Source organism: Pseudomonas sp. HN2-3 (assembly GCF_020691745.1).
GTDB lineage: Bacteria > Pseudomonadota > Gammaproteobacteria > Pseudomonadales > Pseudomonadaceae > Aquipseudomonas > Aquipseudomonas capeferrum.
Genome location: NZ_CP085704.1, coordinates 366,709 through 382,675, shown reverse-complemented (window position 1 = coordinate 382,675; position 15,967 = coordinate 366,709). Strand labels below are relative to the sequence as shown.

The 15,967-nt window shown below is 59.1% G+C and carries 16 protein-coding genes; 6 read left to right on the top strand and 10 right to left on the bottom strand.

Translation table 11 applies throughout. The features are described from left to right. Window positions 1-50: 50 nt before the first annotated feature. The 4 genes from creD to LJX93_RS01665 form a co-directional block, all read right to left on the bottom strand. Window positions 51-1,379, bottom strand: coding sequence for a cell envelope integrity protein CreD (gene creD, locus LJX93_RS01680; protein ID WP_227696693.1), 1,329 nt, complete (start codon window positions 1,377-1,379; stop codon window positions 51-53). Between the two features lie 100 nt (window positions 1,380-1,479). Beyond that, complete coding sequence (gene creC, locus LJX93_RS01675; protein ID WP_227696692.1) at window positions 1,480-2,913, bottom strand: two-component system sensor histidine kinase CreC; 1,434 nt, start codon at window positions 2,911-2,913, stop codon at window positions 1,480-1,482. Continuing rightward, the gene (creB, locus tag LJX93_RS01670) at window positions 2,913-3,593 is read right to left on the bottom strand and encodes a two-component system response regulator CreB (protein WP_227696691.1); all 681 of its coding nucleotides are present in this window, start codon (window positions 3,591-3,593) and stop codon (window positions 2,913-2,915) included. Before creB ends, creC begins: the two co-directional genes overlap by 1 nt. A gap of 177 nt (window positions 3,594-3,770) precedes the next feature. Then, entirely contained in the window at window positions 3,771-4,271 is a 501-nt protein-coding gene (locus LJX93_RS01665; RefSeq protein ID WP_095065441.1) for an ATP-dependent zinc protease, read from the bottom strand. Between the two features lie 182 nt (window positions 4,272-4,453). Here LJX93_RS01665 and LJX93_RS01660 point away from each other — a divergent pair, with 182 nt between their 5' ends. Beyond that, complete coding sequence (locus tag LJX93_RS01660) at window positions 4,454-5,344, top strand: acyltransferase (RefSeq protein WP_033703129.1); 891 nt, start codon at window positions 4,454-4,456, stop codon at window positions 5,342-5,344. Between the two features lie 74 nt (window positions 5,345-5,418). On the opposite strand, the gene LJX93_RS01655 is transcribed toward LJX93_RS01660, so the two are convergent. Continuing rightward, window positions 5,419-6,773 (bottom strand): IS3 family transposase gene (locus LJX93_RS01655; RefSeq protein WP_156056779.1). Its coding sequence is split into 2 segments (ribosomal slippage): window positions 5,419-6,300 and window positions 6,303-6,773, totalling 1,353 coding nucleotides; the frame shifts between segments, so codons are not numbered across the junction. Window positions 6,774-6,993: 220 nt separating this feature from the next. On the opposite strand from LJX93_RS01655, the gene LJX93_RS01650 reads away from it, so the two are divergent. Both LJX93_RS01650 and LJX93_RS27405 read left to right on the top strand, forming a co-directional pair. After that, window positions 6,994-8,364 (top strand): APC family permease, encoded by a 1,371-nt coding sequence (locus LJX93_RS01650; RefSeq protein WP_095065439.1) that lies wholly within the window; start codon window positions 6,994-6,996, stop codon window positions 8,362-8,364. A 65-nt stretch (window positions 8,365-8,429) separates the two neighbouring features. Continuing rightward, entirely contained in the window at window positions 8,430-9,173 is a 744-nt protein-coding gene (locus tag LJX93_RS27405) for an RHS repeat-associated core domain-containing protein (protein WP_077068767.1), read from the top strand. Between the two features lie 38 nt (window positions 9,174-9,211). On the opposite strand, the gene LJX93_RS01640 is transcribed toward LJX93_RS27405, so the two are convergent. From LJX93_RS01640 to LJX93_RS01630, 3 genes are all read right to left on the bottom strand, one after another. Beyond that, a complete protein-coding gene (locus tag LJX93_RS01640; RefSeq protein WP_227696690.1) occupies window positions 9,212-9,805 on the bottom strand; it encodes a DUF2780 domain-containing protein in 594 nt (197 codons plus the stop codon). 152 nt (window positions 9,806-9,957) lie between these two features. Further along, window positions 9,958-10,230, bottom strand: coding sequence for a DUF3077 domain-containing protein (locus tag LJX93_RS01635; RefSeq protein WP_033703134.1), 273 nt, complete (start codon window positions 10,228-10,230; stop codon window positions 9,958-9,960). Window positions 10,231-10,246: 16 nt separating this feature from the next. After that, the gene (locus LJX93_RS01630; RefSeq protein WP_227696689.1) at window positions 10,247-10,495 is read right to left on the bottom strand and encodes a hypothetical protein; all 249 of its coding nucleotides are present in this window, start codon (window positions 10,493-10,495) and stop codon (window positions 10,247-10,249) included. Window positions 10,496-10,905: 410 nt separating this feature from the next. Between LJX93_RS01630 and LJX93_RS01625 the strand changes: the two genes are divergently transcribed. Together LJX93_RS01625 and LJX93_RS01620 are read left to right on the top strand one after the other, a co-directional pair. Continuing rightward, entirely contained in the window at window positions 10,906-11,901 is a 996-nt protein-coding gene (locus LJX93_RS01625; RefSeq protein ID WP_227696687.1) for an RHS repeat-associated core domain-containing protein, read from the top strand. Window positions 11,902-12,069: 168 nt separating this feature from the next. Then, on the top strand, window positions 12,070-12,975 hold the full coding sequence (locus LJX93_RS01620) for an RHS repeat-associated core domain-containing protein (protein ID WP_227696686.1): 906 nt from the start codon (window positions 12,070-12,072) through the stop codon (window positions 12,973-12,975). Between the two features lie 50 nt (window positions 12,976-13,025). On the opposite strand, the gene fdhA is transcribed toward LJX93_RS01620, so the two are convergent. Further along, the gene (gene fdhA / locus LJX93_RS01615; RefSeq protein ID WP_033703138.1) at window positions 13,026-14,225 is read right to left on the bottom strand and encodes a formaldehyde dehydrogenase, glutathione-independent; all 1,200 of its coding nucleotides are present in this window, start codon (window positions 14,223-14,225) and stop codon (window positions 13,026-13,028) included. A 388-nt stretch (window positions 14,226-14,613) separates the two neighbouring features. Here fdhA and LJX93_RS01610 point away from each other — a divergent pair, with 388 nt between their 5' ends. Beyond that, the gene (locus LJX93_RS01610) at window positions 14,614-15,051 is read left to right on the top strand and encodes a hypothetical protein (protein WP_033703140.1); all 438 of its coding nucleotides are present in this window, start codon (window positions 14,614-14,616) and stop codon (window positions 15,049-15,051) included. A gap of 55 nt (window positions 15,052-15,106) precedes the next feature. On the opposite strand, the gene purU is transcribed toward LJX93_RS01610, so the two are convergent. Continuing rightward, window positions 15,107-15,964, bottom strand: a complete 858-nt coding sequence (gene purU / locus LJX93_RS01605; protein WP_033703141.1) for a formyltetrahydrofolate deformylase — start codon at window positions 15,962-15,964, stop codon at window positions 15,107-15,109. Between the last annotated feature and the right edge of the window lie 3 nt (window positions 15,965-15,967).

Sequence of the window (15,967 nt, the reverse complement as noted above, 5' to 3'; positions counted from 1 at the left end):
CAACTGCCCGACCCTGCGGGCCAACCAGCGCCCGATTTCTCTATCCTCCCTCATGCCGCCCTCCCCACCCGTGCCCAGTCCAGCCGCCGGGTCAGCACCATGAACACGCCCAGCAAGCCAAAGCACAGTAGCGAGCCCATCAGCAGCGCATAGTCCTCGGCGCTGAGCAGCCCATAAAGCATCGCGTACAGCGCTGCCAACCCTGCTGCAAACCCCACCCCACGCCCGAGGCTGTGCAACACGTGGCTCAGGTAGAAGCCAATCAGCAACACACAGGCCGAAGCCGACAGCCCATACGCCGGGCCGAAGCCAATGTGCTCGGACAACGACAGCAACAGCAGGTAGAAGAACGCCAGCGCCACTCCCACCAGGATGTACTGCACCGGGTGCACGCTGAGGTTTTTCAACACCTCGAACAGGAAGAAGCCGGCAAAGGTCAGCGCGATGAACAACAGCGCATACTTGATCGCCCGCTCGCTCTTCAGGTACTGGTCCACTGGGTCGACGAAGCTCACGCCGAAGGTCCGCTCGCTGAAGTCCGTGCACTCCCCCACGCTGGCGCACTGGCGCAGGGCGTCTTCGAGGTTGGTGGCGAAGAACGACGTCTGCCAATGGGCACTGAAGCCCCGGGCATCGATGTCGCGACGGCTGGGCAGGTAGCTGCCGATGAAGCTTGGGTGCGGCCAGTTGGCGCGCAGGTCGACACTGCTGGTGCGGCCCACCGGCAATACCTGCAGCTGGCCAGTGCCCTGCAACGCCAGGTCGAAGCCATAGCTGAACTCGCGCGCCTGCAGGCCATCCAGCCCTGGCAGACTGGCATGCACGCCCGCGCGCATCCAGCTGAGCCCGGTGCCGGCTTCGAACGGCAATTTGCGTTCGTCGAAGGTCAGCTCCAGGCCGTTCTCGATGCCGCGGATGTCGCTGATGCCCACCACCAGGAAGGGTTTGTCGAACTGGTAGTCGTCGAAGTCCTTGTCGATGCCCCACCGCTCGGGCAGTTTGAAGCGGCCACTGATACGGCCCTTGGCGTGAAACAGCCGCGCCTGGTAGATACCGCGTGCGCGCAGCTCGGTCTCCACGCCCAGGTCGGCGTCGAAGGTTTCCGGGAGGAAGTACAGGTGGCCGGCGACGGTGCTGGTCTCCTGGGTACGCTCGCCGTCCTTGTCGATCCAGCGCCGTTGGTACTTGCGATAGGGCACCACCAGCAGCGGGCCGCTGAGCTGCTGGTCGAAACTGGCGCTCTGGGCGATGTCCCGCACCACACTGTCACGCAGGCTCTGGCGCTCGTCGATAAGGCCGTTGATCAGCAGCAGGGGGATCAGCAACAGCAACATCAGCAGGGCAATCATGCCGAGCTTGAAACTCAAGGTCTTGTTCATGGGGCCTCCTATGGCAGTGGGCGCAGTGTCTGCGCCTTGCATGGAGGCTTTGGGGAGACTCTATGGAGATTGCGTGTTTTTGCGCGTAGCCCCAGCAACCTCAGCTGATACGCCGCACCGGCAGCCACAACCGCACCCGCACCCCGCCGTCAACGTTATCCACCGCCAACGTGCCGCCATGCAACTGCATCACCTCAGCCACAAAATTCAGCCCCAGCCCGGTACTCTTGCGCCCGCTGCCCGGCCGTGGCAGTGAGTAGAACCGCTCGCTGACCCGCCCGATGGCATACGCCGGGATAGCCTGCCCCTGGTTGAACAGGCTCAATGCCACGCGCCCGCCCTCGCGCTCCAGCTCGAACAACAGCGCCCCGCCCGCCGGGGTAAAGTCCAGCGCGTTATCGAGCAGGTTGGCCAGCGCCTGGCGCATCAGAAACGGATCGCACAACAACCGCAGCCCCACCGGCACCCGCTGTCGCACCTGCAAGCCAGCCCCTTCGATACGTGCCGCATGGGCCAGCAGCAGTTCGTCGACCAGCGATGCCAGCGCCACCTGCTGTTCGTCTTCCAGCGCCTGCATCTGCTCGACCCGCGCCAGGTTGAGCAGGCGCTCGATCATCTGTTGCAAGCGCTCGCTCTCCCGTTCGATGTTGCCCACAAAGCGCGCCCGCTGTTCGGCCGGCATCTCGCCCTGCAGCAACTCGGAAGCACCGCGAATGGCCGCCAGCGGGCTTTTCAGTTCGTGGGTCAGGGTATGCACGTAGCGCTCGACGTACGCTTTGCCTTCCAGTTGCGTACGCATGCGCTCCACCGCATTGGCCAGGTGCGCCAGCTCACCGCCCTTGTAGTGCGGCAGCGCCGCGCGTTCGCCTTCGCTGACGGCCTGGGCGTAGCGGGCCAGCCTGCGCAGCGAGCGCGCCAGCCACCACGACAGCGCGGCACCGATCAACAGGCCCAGGCCGATCAAGCCCAGGCCCAACGTCAGCAAGCGCTGCTCGGAGCGGTCGATGTAGGGTTGCAGCGAGCTGTTGGGCTTGGCCACGGTCACCACGCCGATGATCCGGCCGTCATCGATGATCGGCGCGGCCACGTGCATCACCGAGGTGCTTTCGTCATCAGCGACGCTGCGCGTGGAGCGGGCACCGTATTCGCCGCGCAGGGTGAGGTAGACATCGTTCCACTTCGAATAGTCCTTGCCCAGGCCTTCACCGCTGGAGTCGAGCAGGACGATGCCTTTGGCGTCGGTCACGTAGATGCGGTGGCTGACCTGGTTCTTCGCCAACCCCCAGATCTGCGCGCCCGGGCTACGCGAGCCGTAGGCCTTGAGCACTTCGGGCAGGCGGCTCTGGCCGAGGGTGCCGGCCTTGACGTCATCGTGCAGGATCTCCGCCAGCAGGTTGGCGGTGTCTACCAGGGTTTCCTCGGACGACTGGCGCACCACCGGGCGGATCTGCTCGCGCACTGTGTTGAGCAGAAAGTAGCCCGCCAGCCCGACGAACAGGAAGTACACCAGGAAGATCCGGATGCCCAGGCGCATCAGGCGTGATCCGGGCTGTAGCTGTAGCCCAGGCCGCGGTGGGTCTGGATCGGCTCTGCCGCGCTGGCCACCAGGCGCAACTTGGCGCGCAGGCTCTTGATATGACTGTCGATGGTGCGATCGTAGCCCACGTCGGAGGCCACCCCCAGGGCATCGAGCAATTGCTCGCGGCTGAATACCCGCTGGGGCTGCTCCAGCAGGCATTGCAGCAGTCGGAACTCATGGCGGGTCAGGGCCAGCGGCTGGTTGCGGTAGCTGATCTGCATGCGCAGGGTGTCGAGCTGGAACAGCGTTGTCGCAGCAGCAGGCTCAGCCCTTGGCGCCATGCGCTTGAGGATCGCCCGCACGCGCGCGGCCACCTCGCGCGGGCTGAAGGGTTTGACGACATAATCGTCGGCACCGATCTCCAGGCCCACCACCCGGTCAATTTCGCCGTCGCGGGCGCTGAGGAACATCACCGGCACTTCGCTGAAGCGGCGTAGCTGGCGGCAGGTTTCGAAGCCACTGATATCGGGCAGGCCGATGTCGAGGATGATCAGGTCGGCCGGGCGCTGGCGTTGCTTATCGAGGGCCGCGCTGCCCAGGGTCACCCATTCGGTGCTGTGGCCATCGGCCTGCAGGGCGTAGACCAGCGTGTCGGCGATGGCGGCTTCGTCTTCGACGATGAGGATATGGGGCATGGTGCGCGGCCTGTGCAAATGTCGATGGCGACGCACTATTGTGTAGGAGCGGCCTTGCGTCGCGATAGGGCTGCGTAGCGGCCCCAGGTTTTCTGTAGTGGCATAAATCGCCGGGGCCGCTACGCAGCCCTATCGCGACGCAAGGCCGCTCCTACAATGGGCCAGTCAGGTTCCAGGTCAGCAGTCCGGTTTGCCAGCGGTAAACTTCTTGGCCGGGTTGACCGCCGCCTTGAACTCACGCAACGCCTTCGACCCGATCAACAGCGGGTAGTTGAAGCTGCTGCGGTCTACCAGGTTCACCTCAACGGTGCGCTTCTCATCACCCAGGCACAACTCCAGGTCCACCACCGGGCGCTTGGAGATTTCCGGCGCATCGCCTTCTTCCTCTTCGTCGGCACGGCCCTTGATCTTGCTGATGCGCGAGACCTTGTGCTCGTAGACCTTGCCGTCGGACTCCTTGGTCGCCAGACGGAAGCGCACCCACTCATCGCCATCGCGGGTGAACAGCTCGATGTCCTTGGCCGACAGCGATGCAGTGAAGGCGCCAGTGTCCATCTTGGCCTTCAGCGTTTCGCCGATTTCCGGCAGGGCAATGTTTTCGTAACGGCCATAAATCGTCGGCTCAGCGGCCATGACCGGCAAGGCAAACAGCGACAACAGGGCAAGCAGTGATTTCACGGGTTACGCTTCCTTGATTGCAGACAGTGCTTAGACTGCACACGTTGAATAGGTTCGTCGTTACAGGGTAATCAACACAATGTGAAACATTTGTACCCGCCGACGGGCACTGGAAATTTGGCGTGGGGCGCATCGCTGCTTATCATTGCCGACCGCGTTTATCTCACAACAAGAGTTTCTTTATGCGTCGCCTGCTGACCGGCATTCTCACAACCCTTCTGTTGCTGCTCAACACCGTGGTGTTGATCTGCCCGCTGCTGGTGTTTGCCCTGCTCAAGCTGGTGCTGCCGGGCCGTGGCCGCGACTACGCATCCGCCGCGGTGATGTGGGTGGCCGAAACCTGGTCGGAGATCGACAAAGCGATCTTTGCCCTGTGCATCCCCACCCAGTGGGACATCCGCGGCGTCGAGCGCCTGCGCAAGGACACCTCGTACCTGGCCGTGAGTAACCACCAGAGCTGGGTCGACATCCCCGCGCTGATCGAAAGCCTCAACCGCCGCACGCCGTTCTTCAAGTTCTTCCTCAAGAAGGAGCTGATCTGGGTACCGCTGCTGGGCCTGGCCTGGTGGGGGCTGGATTACCCGTTCATGAAGCGCTACAGCAAGGCGTTTCTGGACAAGCACCCCGAGCTCAAGGGCAAGGACCTGGAAATCACCAAAGCCGCCTGCGAGCTGTTCAAGCGCCAGCCGGTGACCGTGGTCAACTACCTCGAAGGCACACGCTTCACCGAGGCCAAGCGCCAAGAGCAGCAATCGCCTTACCGTCACCTGCTAAAGCCCAAGGCCGGGGGCGTGGCTTTTGTGCTGGCGGCGCTGGGCGAGCAGCTGGACGCGCTGCTGGACGTGACCATCGTTTACCCCGGCAACAAGGCGCCCGGCTTCTGGGACTTGCTCAATGGCAGCATTAGCCGGGTGATTATCGACATTCGAGTGCGTGAGCTGGACCCGGCATTGTGGGATGGGGATTATGAAAATGACCCGGCCTTCCGGCAGACCGTGCAGGCATGGGTGAACCAGCTGTGGCTGGAGAAGGATCAGCGGATCGAGCAGTTGCGTGGGGAATTGGCTAAGTAGTAAGCCTGGGCCGGCCTCTTCGCGGGGCAAGCCCGCTCCCACGGTCTGGACTGCCCCCAAAAAGTTGGACAGTTCTATGCTGCCGCCTGGGTCCTGTACTCGACAGGGCTCAGGCCATTGAGCCTCAGCTTGATGCGGTCATGGTTGTAGTAGTGGATGTACTCATCCAAGCCCGCTTTCAATTCATCAACATTCTCAAACCGCTTGAGGTAGAAAAATTCTGACTTGAGCGTGCCGAAGAAGCTTTCCATAGCTGCATTATCTAGGCAATTGCCTTTACGAGACATGCTCTGCTTCACTCCACAACTGCGCAGTTTCTGGCGATACTGAGCCTGCTGGTACTGCCACCCCTGATCGGTGTGGAGCACGAGTTTCGGCTTCTCCCCCAGGGTCTTGAGTGCCTTGTCGAGCATGTTCCCAACCAGGCTGTACTGTGGGCGACTGGCCGTCTCGTAGGCGATGATTTCCCCGTTATACAAATCCATCACAGGCGAAAGATAGAGCTTCTGTTGCGCCACCTTGAACTCGGTTACGTCACTCACCCATTTCTGGTTGGGGCGCTGGGCGACGAAATTACGCTCCAGCAGATTCATCGCTATCTTGCCGACAGTACCTCGGTACGACCGATATTTCTTGGGTCGCACCAGTGACTTCAGACCCAGCCCAGTCATCAGTTTCTCAACGACCTTCTTGTTGACTAGCGGCCCCTCTTTTCTGATTGCTAGTGCAACGCGCCGATACCCGTAACGCCCCTTCTCTTTGTGATAGACCTGCCGAATTCTCTCTTTAAGCTCCGCGTATTTATCCGGCTTCTGTTGGCTCTGTACCTGGTAGTAAAAAGTGCTGCGAGCCAGTCCGATCAGCCGCAGCAGGTCAGGCAAAGGGAATCTACGTTTGAGTTTGGAAACGATCAGGACTTTTTCGCCGGTATTCGTTCCTTTTCCTCGCGCAGAGCCTTGAGCTCCTTTAGGACAGCGTTCTCCATGCGCAGATACTCAAGCTCAGCCATCAGCTGGTCTCTGGGCTTTTGCGAATCGTCGGTATCTGTGGGCTTTGCTGGTTTAATCTTCTTCAACACTTTAATCGGCTTTTTCTGGCGGATGACAGGGGCTACAGGGCTACCACTGTAGTACTGCCGCTGCCAGTTGCCTATCTGCGAGGACTGGCCGAGGCCAAAATGCGCAGCGGTTTGGCGAAGAGAGAGACGATGCTCGTGCATGTGGCTCAGCACTTGGCGCTTGAAGTCGTCGTCATAGCGCTGCCCGTGCGAGCGCGGACTAAGGCTGGACTTGCTCTGATAGCTGGAGACCCACCGGCGCAGCAGACTGACGTCGATACCGAAACGCTGGGCTACTTTTCGGAAGCCATCGCTACCATCTAGGTAGGCTGAGATGGCTGTGAGTTTGAACTGCTCTGTGTATTTGCCCATCGGTCCCCCCAAGGGTTGGATTTTTTGTCCAACTTCTTGGGGGCAGTCCAATCAGTGGTCGGCCTGTGGGAGCGGGCTTGCCCCGCGAAGACGCCCCCCCAGATAAACTCGATTAAAAGCCTGGCTAATAATCAGCATAAGGATTACTTCTTTGTCATCATCCCCATAAGTGGATAAAAATCGATCAAAGCACAATTACAAAAAATGCCTGGATCGATCAATGGCCAACCAACCTAGCTCCGCCCCCGCCCAGCTCCGCCGTGTCCTCGGCCTGCCCGCCCTGGTGTTTTTCGGCCTTGTCTACATGGTCCCGCTGACCATCTTCACCACCTACGGCATCGTCACCGAGCTCACCGGTGGCCGCACCGCTGGCGCCTACCTGGTCACGTTGCTGGCCATGTCGTTTACCGCCACGTCTTACAGCTACATGGTCAAGCGCTTCCCGGTCGCGGGTTCGGCGTACTCCTACACCAACATGGCCTTTGGCCCTAACGTGGGCTTTCTCGCCGGCTGGTCGCTGCTTCTCGATTACCTGTTCATCCCGATGATCAACTACCTGCTCATCGGCCTGTTCCTCAACATCGCCTTCCCCGCCATCCCAGCCTGGTCCCTGATCCTTGCCTCGGTCGCGCTGGTGACCGTGCTCAACGTGATCGGTATCCACTCGGTGGCCAAGGCCAGCAACCTCATCGTCGGCGCGCAGATCGTGTTCATCGGGGTGTTCGTGGGGCTGTCTTGCCAGACCCTGGCCGGCCAGCCGGTGGACTTGCTGTCACCGCTGATGGGTGACGGCACCCAGCCTGGTTTTGGCCCGTTGATGGCCGGTGCTGCGGTACTGTGCCTGTCGTTCCTCGGTTTCGATGCTGTCTCGACCCTGGCCGAAGAATGCCGCGACGCCCGCCGCGACGTGCCACGGGCGATCATCCTGACCACGCTGTTTGCCGGCGTGCTGTTCACCGTACTGGCCTACGTCAGCCAGCTGGTGTTCCCGGGCAGCACCTTCGTCAATGCCGATGCGGCGGCGAACGAGGTGATGCTCAAGGCGGGCGGGCAGTTCCTGGCCAACTTCTTCACGGCTGCGTTCGTTGCCGGCAGCCTGGGTTCGGCGCTGGCCTCGCAGGCGGCGGTGTCGCGCATCCTGTTCACCATGGGACGTGACAAAGTGCTGCCACAGCGCACATTCGGGTATCTGTCGCCACGCTTCGGCACGCCAGTGTTCGCCATCCTGCTGGTGTCGGCGTTCTCGTTGCTGGCGCTGGTGATCGACCTGGCCACCCTCGCCTCGTTGATCAGCTTTGGCGCGCTGGTGGCGTTTTCGGCGGTGAACCTGGCGGTGGTGAAAACGCACCTGATGAACGACAGCGCGCAGCGCAACCTCAAAGGCTTGCTGTGCTATGGCGCGGTGCCGTTGGTGGGGTTGAGCTTGACCTTGTGGCTGTGGACCAGCTTGTCGGCGCTGACGTTGGTGATTGGGCTGTGCTGGTTTGCGTTGGGGCTGGCGTATCTGGCGGTGCTGACGGCTGGCTTCCGCCGCCCGGTGCGCTTGGTGGATTTTTCAGAAGCAGGGGAATCAGAAAGAATGACCTGGTAATTCTGCCAGTTGCTCGATCGCCGACACGACTGCAGGCTTTTAGCACCTCAGGAGTGCTAAAGGCCATGAGCATGAATACCTCATCGAATACCCGCGCCTACACCGTTTATGGATGGACGAACTGCGATCTCCCGGAGGTGCTGCTGGGCTTCAACGGCGAGTACCTCGACCCTCTTACTCACCATTACCCTTTGGGCAAGGGCCACCGTGCATTTTCTCCCAGGTTGATGCGGTTCTACTCACCGGACGTGCTTAGTCCCTTTGATAACGGTGGTCTGAATGCCTATGCCTACTGCGCAGGGGACCCAGCGAATCTTGTAGACCCTACAGGGCTGGCACCGACGACATACCGGTTTCCGGGCATACACTCCGTCACATCTCGAAAGCCTACTGCGCTAACCGCAAAGATCACGGCTGGCCAAAGACGACCCGCGCCAGGTTTGGCTGAAAGAAGGCCGCCTGATTACACCTGGGCTACAGCAAAAAAGCTTCAACAAGATGAGACAATCCCCCCCTACAGCAAAACCCCTAAGGAAAATCAGCGCACATTGAATCTCAACTTGGGACATCATGATACGACAACGCCACTGAGAGAAGCTGAGGCCAAAGAACTTCGACTAAAGCTTACACAGCAGGCGATGGTTGCTGATGAAGCACAGGCCGCCGGTCCGCGTGGTAATGATTACGCTGAATTCGGTGAAACGCTCGTAGCCGTTGAGGCTGTTATCAACTCCGTGGATTTGGGCCGAGTCGCAATAAACCATCGGCTGTACAATACGGCCTCACAGCTCCGGTCTATCAGACGCTAAAAGGGTAGGCTACATGAGGACCATTCAGCGCCTTCTGTTCACACCGACGGCTGGGCCAAGGGGGTAGGGTTAGTCCACAGGCTACCCAAATTCTGCAGCAACGACCCGGCAATCCCCTGCTGCCCCAGGTATTGCAGAATCAGCGGCGCAAACTGCCCGATCATGCCGGTGTCCATCCCAAGCGCCTTGAACGCACTGTCCAGGTCGCCGCGGTTCTCGACGTTGTTACCCAGCGCATTGCTCAGCGCCGAGTGGCTATCGCTGTTCTTGCCCAGCATTTCACCCAGCCCACTCAACCCGCCCAGCGCATTGGCGCCCGACAGCAGGTCCAGCCCAGGCACCGCTTTGGTCAGTTGGCCGTAATCGTCAGCGCTCAGGTTATTGCGCGCCAGCCCCAGCATCGCCCCTGCCCCGCCCACGGCCTGCTCCGGGGTGATGTTCAGTTCGCTGCCCAAAGTGTTGAGCAAATTGGCCTGCGCCTCGGGCGCCTGCACCTGGCCCTGCTGTTTCTGGTTCTGCATGGCCGACACGGCGTTGGCGGCGTCGCTGAGGTTGAAGGCGAACACCGGGCTTGCGGCCAGGGTCATCAGGGTTGCCAGGGTTGCCAGGGTTGCCAGGGTGAGAGCTTTCATCGGGAGGGACCTCGTAGGCCGGAATGGCCTGGGAAACGAGGCATTCGACTGAGAGATTGAAGGTTTGTTCCAGGCCGCAGATCGGGATCCTGTGGGAGCGGGCTTGCCCCGCGAAGGGCCGCGCAGCGGCCCCCGCTAACAGACTGGCCCAGTCAGTGCCTTCTGTTCCGAGCAAGCTCGATGTCATCCATGATCGCCTTGGCAAACGCACTCAGGTAATCCGCAGCACCGAGCAGCTTATGGTCATCCTCCATATCCCCTTCGCGCACCAGGTGCTTGATGTACCCCAGCAGTACCGAAACCTGCTCATAGGCATGCTCGAACGGCACACCAGGCATCACCCGGAACAGATGGCTGGGCTGTTCACCAGCCTCGCAGAAGGTCTTGGCGCCAACCGTAACGTTTGCTTGTCTATCGTCGCTCATCGCACTACGCCCTCCTTCACATACGCGCCAGCGCGTGCTCGATCAATGCGTGTGCGGTATCGGCGGAATGGACCGCATTGGCCAGCATGTGCAGGCCCGGCTCACCGGTATGGATGCGGCGGTACTCGTCGACGGTTTCTGAGATACCCAGCAGCATCTCGCTGGCGACAGACAAGGCGTCGAGCGGGAGCAGGTCGGGGTGGATGGAGGAATAGAGGGTGTTGAACAGTTTGAGACGGGGTGGATCGGGGACGATTTTTTTCATGGCAGTTCCTTGTGCAATTGAACTGCTCCCATCCGTTTCCACACGTTAGGGTGGCAGTTGTACGCGGGGTGGAAAACCAGGTCACAAGGAAACCCCGGCAGGCCTTAAGGCCTCCCGCGTACAACCGCCATGAGGCGGCCTTGTGATTACCCGGGTTTCCACACCCGATCGCTGAACCTTACAGCGACCCGGTGAGCCTAGAGGGCGAGGGTTCCATGGGCAATCAGACGCGATTCGACAGACTGCGTAGGGTATTTCCTGCTGATTCAAAGAGTAAGCAGGAAATGACCCGTAGCCACGTAGGCAATTTCCGCATACCTATCATTTTTGCCAGTAGCCGGCCGCTCCACTCCTGACCAATATCCTGTGTTAGCCCCATCAGCAGCAGTGAGTGATAACAGGAGAGCTTCATGAAAAACCAGGCGAACGCTACACAGTTCTTCTACCAGAACGGAAATCTCATCACCGTCAACCAAGGTGAGCAACAGTGCGCGATCTTCCGTACCGGCGAAGTAACACTCGCGGAACGTAACACTCACTTAGAAGCAGGCACTGCCCTGCTGTCTACAGACCAAAGTGGCTCAGTACTCAGTGAATGTCGCGAGGCAGACACAGGCACACTGGTATACACGGCTTATGGGCACGACGTAGCCAACGCTAACGCGCGCTCCATAGTGAAATTTAACGGCCAGCATCCCACAGGGGATGGACACTATCTACTCGGTAATGGCTACCGTCTTTACAAGCCCAACCTGATGCGATTCTATTCGCCGGACAGCCTTAGCCCCTTTGAAAAGGGTGGTATAAATGCCTACGCCTATTGCTCTGGCGACCCTGTGAACAATGCCGACCCTAGCGGACACTTTGGTATTCCACATTTTTTCAGGCGTCTATCTTCAGCCTCCGTGACAGAAAACTCTACTAACCGAATTACTGACTACAGAGAAATAATTGCACAGGCAAAAAGGTTCGCTTACGACCCACTCGGGGATAATAATCCCGTGAAACCTGGAATGTTAGCTAGATACGAACACGCAAACAAAATAATAAAAAATGCTCAAAAGCACATTGCCAAACATGAAGACAGACTGAATTTATTAGATGCGCCCCAGCCTCCATCCAAGACGATATACACAGTTATAAGTAATAATTTTGATGCGAATCGACCGACCCCTGCAGCCCCTCTCGCCAAAACTTCAAAAGTTCAACCACTGTCTAGGAAAGAGAGAAACTCAAGAGCGTCGGGGTTAACCATGAACGAGCAGGCATTTTACGACAGCAGGGCGCCTCTGCAGGCTCCCACCGACATATTTTATAAGACAAGACGGAAAGAACTGAATACCACAGTTGAAGCGCTGAGGTCGTCAACTACACAGACGCCTGCGCCTCCTAACATGGGGCTATAACCAGTTGCTGTCTGAACTAGCCTCATCGCCGGTAAGGCCACTCCCGCACATCGGTCGTGCATGCCCATGGTTGCCGAGCAAACTGGGGCAGTATGGTAGCGGCTCTTGGAGATGTTCAAAATGGACCCATGAACCAAAAATTAATCCAGCACGACAAAGGACAGATTAATGAATAGATCATTGAACAATTCGCGCTTCTTCTACCAAGACAGTAGGCTCGTTACCGTGAAGCAGGGTAAACATCATCGCGCCATCTTCCGCAGCGCGGAGATGCCACTGGCCGAGCAGCAGACGGGTGAAATGTCAGGTAACGCGCTACTGGCAACCGATGACAAAGGCTCTGTTCTACAGGTGCAAAGCGAAAGTGACGAAGCCGCGCATAGCTATTCAGCTTATGGACACGCCCCCGCCCTGCTCCCCCGTCGTCACTCGCTCGGTTTCAATGGTGAGCGTATCGAGCCCCAAACCCTAGGCTATCTACTGGGTAACGGCTATCGGCTCTACAGCCCCGAGCTCATGCGCTTTCTTGCACCTGACAATCTCAGCCCTTTCGACGAAGGCGGCATGAACCCTTTCGCCTACTGCCAGGGAGACCCTTTGAACTATACCGACCCTACCGGCCACGTCACAATTCAAGGAATTACTTCAGTATCCAGAAGAAAAATTGAAATTTTCAGCACAATGCCAAAAAAACAACGGCTCAACAATCAAGAAATTTTCAACCAAAGTGGCAACACAGCGAATTTGAGTTTACCACCTAAAACTGCCACCTACACATTGACTCGCACTCATCTTCATTCAATCGAACAACGGAATGGCACGTACCTGTTTCTTGTCGGGGATGACTATGGAAAATTCGCTAGCAACCTGAGTGAAATCGAAAGCCTTCAAGCCGCGCCCAAGCTGTTTGAAAATATCGACCAACGCAGGCTCAACATTCAAATCAATATTTTGGAGCGTCAAAATTCCTTTATGCTCAAGGCTGGAGAAAGACGCCATGATCAGCTACACGATCTGAACGACCATTCAGTGCAGATCCGAAAAGACTATAAACCTATTCGGCCGCAGCTCTAACTGGCCTGCCGGTAAACGAAGCCCCAGGCACGGGGCTTCGTTTATATCCTTCACGCCGCACTAAACGTCTTGTGCGGATCAATCACAAACTTCTTCGGCACACCCGCATCAAACTCGCCATACCCTTCCGGCGCCTGATCCAGGCTGATCACCTGCACGCCAACCACTTCAGCAATATTGATGCGATCCCACATGATCGCCTGCATCAGCTGGCGGTTGTACTTCATGGTGGGGGTCTGGCCGGTGTGGAAGCTGTGCGATTTCGCCCAGCCCAGGCCAAAGCGGATGCTCAGCGCGCCGATCTTGGCAGCGGCATCTACCGCGCCCGGGTCTTCGGTCACGTACAGCCCTGGGATACCGATGTTGCCGGCAACGCGGGTCACTTGCATCAGCGAGTTCAGCACAGTAGCCGGGGCTTCGTGCTTGGCACCTTCGTGGCCATGGCCGCGCGCCTCGAAGCCGACGGCGTCAACGGCGCAGTCCACTTCCGGCTCACCGAGGATATCGACGATCTGCTCGTGCAGCGGGGTGTCCTTGGACAGGTCGACCACTTCGAAGCCCTGCGACTTGGCGTGTGCCAGGCGCAATGGGTTGAGGTCGCCGACGATGACGCAGGCAGCGCCCAGCAGGCGGGCCGAGGCAGCTGCAGCCAGGCCGACCGGGCCGGCACCGGCAACGTAAACGGTACTGCCTGGGCCAACGCCGGCCGTCACAGCACCGTGGTAGCCAGTCGGCAGAATGTCGGAGAGGCAGGTCAGGTCACGGATCTTTTCCATGGCCTTGTCGCGATCCGGCAGTTTCAGCAGGTTGAAGTCAGCGTACGGCACCAGCACGTATTCAGCCTGGCCGCCGGTCCAGTCGCCCATGTCGACATAGCCGTAGGCGCCACCGGCGCGGGCCGGGTTGACGGTGAGGCAGACGCCGGTGTGCATCTCTTTGCACGAGCGGCAGCGGCCGCAGGCGACGTTGAACGGTACCGACACCAGGTCGCCCTTTTTCAGGCGTTCGACGTCACGGCCCAACTCGACGATTTCACCGGTGATTTCGTGGCCCAGCACCAGGCCGACCTGGGCAGTGGTGCGGCCGCGGACCATGTGCTGGTCGGAGCCGCAGATGTTGGTGGAGACCACCTTGAGGATCACGCCGTGCTCGATCTTCTTGCCACGCGGGTCCTGCATTTTCGGGTAGTCGATATTGCGTACTTCGACCTTGCCGGCGCCGAGATATACCACTCCACGATTGCCAGACATGCTCTTACCTCGCTTGGTTTTTATTTATGCAGCGTTGGTTGAAGCGCCGCCATCCATGGGCGGCATGTGTTACTGGAATGCTGGAATTGTGGGCTTGATGGGCATGACGGCGCTGACTGGAAACGACAGAGAGATGCCTTTTTACGGCAGGCGCATTGAGGGAGCCCTTCGCAGGCAAGCTGTCAGCCAACAAGCGCCGACTTGCCAGCAGCTGCAAGTCATTTTTTACAGTCATGCCAAGCGGTTTCAGCGGGGCCACCTGGCATTTCTGCCAGTTGTGCAGCCATTGCGTTGGGACGAAAGTCACTGCTGCCCATTCGCATGCCTGAAACGGTAAGCGGAATGCCCACGGGCTGGCGGCTCCCCCTATAGCTTGGAGTAGCATTCTATGAAAATTGTCGTGAAGACCGATGAAGGTGTTTGTTATCCGAATACCGAACTGGCGCTGCAAATACGCACCGATGATGAAATTCAGGTCGCTTGGACGGACGAACATGCAACACGCTATACGATCGCTCCCGTACAACGGATCATCGTCCCTGAAACGGTTACCCTGGTGACCACCATGAGCCCTGGACGCAGCAGCAGCAAAAGCCAGCCTTTGAATATTGGCGAGCCGCCACTTTCAAACGTGGCACTGCACTTGCGAGCGTCGGACACATGGGAATATGTCCACGACGCGAACGCCATGAAAACGATGGCCACCTTGGCCAATAATGAAAAGTTCGAGTACAAGGGTGAGGCGTACACTGCCTACTTCAGGATTGCCCATCTATGGGTCGACAAAGACTGGTTCGTCTGGCAAATCATCGCTGACAAGCGCTGAATGCCCTGGCTGACAAGTGCAATCGCCGGCTTGCCGGCGATTGAACCCGACGCCACTACAAAACGACAGTCCTGTTGGCGTTCAGGAACACCCGTCGTTCAATGTGGTACCCCACCGCCCGCGCCAGCGTCAGGCATTCGATATCCCGTCCCTTGGCAATCAGGTCCTCGGGGTAATGGCTGTGGTCCACCACTTCAACGCCCTGGGCAATGATCGGCCCTTCGTCGAGGTCGTTGTTGATGTAGTGCGCTGTGGCGCCGACCATCTTCACGCCTTTGTTGTACGCCTGGTGGTAAGGCTTGGCGCCCTTGAACCCTGGCAACAGCGAGTGGTGAATATTGATCGCCCAGCCATCCAGGCGTCGGCACAGCTCGGGCGACAGCACCTGCATGTAGCGGGCAAGGATGACCAGCTCAGCGCCGGACGCCTCGATCACCTGCAACACCTTGCGCTCTTGCCCAGCCTTGTCGTTGGGGTCGAGTGCAAAGTGGTAATAGGGGATCTTGTGCCAGTGCGCCAGTGGCTCCAGGTCGGGGTGGTTGGACACCACCGCGACCACGTCCATGCTCAGTTGGCCAATGCGCTGGCGATACAGCAGGTCGTTCAGGCAGTGGTCGGCCTTGGACACCATGATCACCACCTTGGGGCGGTGGTTGGGCGCGGTCAGCTCGAAGGCCATGCCGAACGCTTCACTGCGCTCGGCGAGGCCGGCACGAAAGCCGACCTCGTCAAAATCGTCCGGCTGGCGGAATTCGACGCGAATGAAGAAGCGCCCCGACTGCCGGTCATCGAAGGAGTGGTGCTCCGTCACGTAGCAGCGCTGCTCGAAGAGGTAACGCGTCACCACGTCGACGGTACCGAGCATGCTCGGGCAGTCGGCGGTGAGAATCCAGGTATCCGGTGCCCGACTCATGTC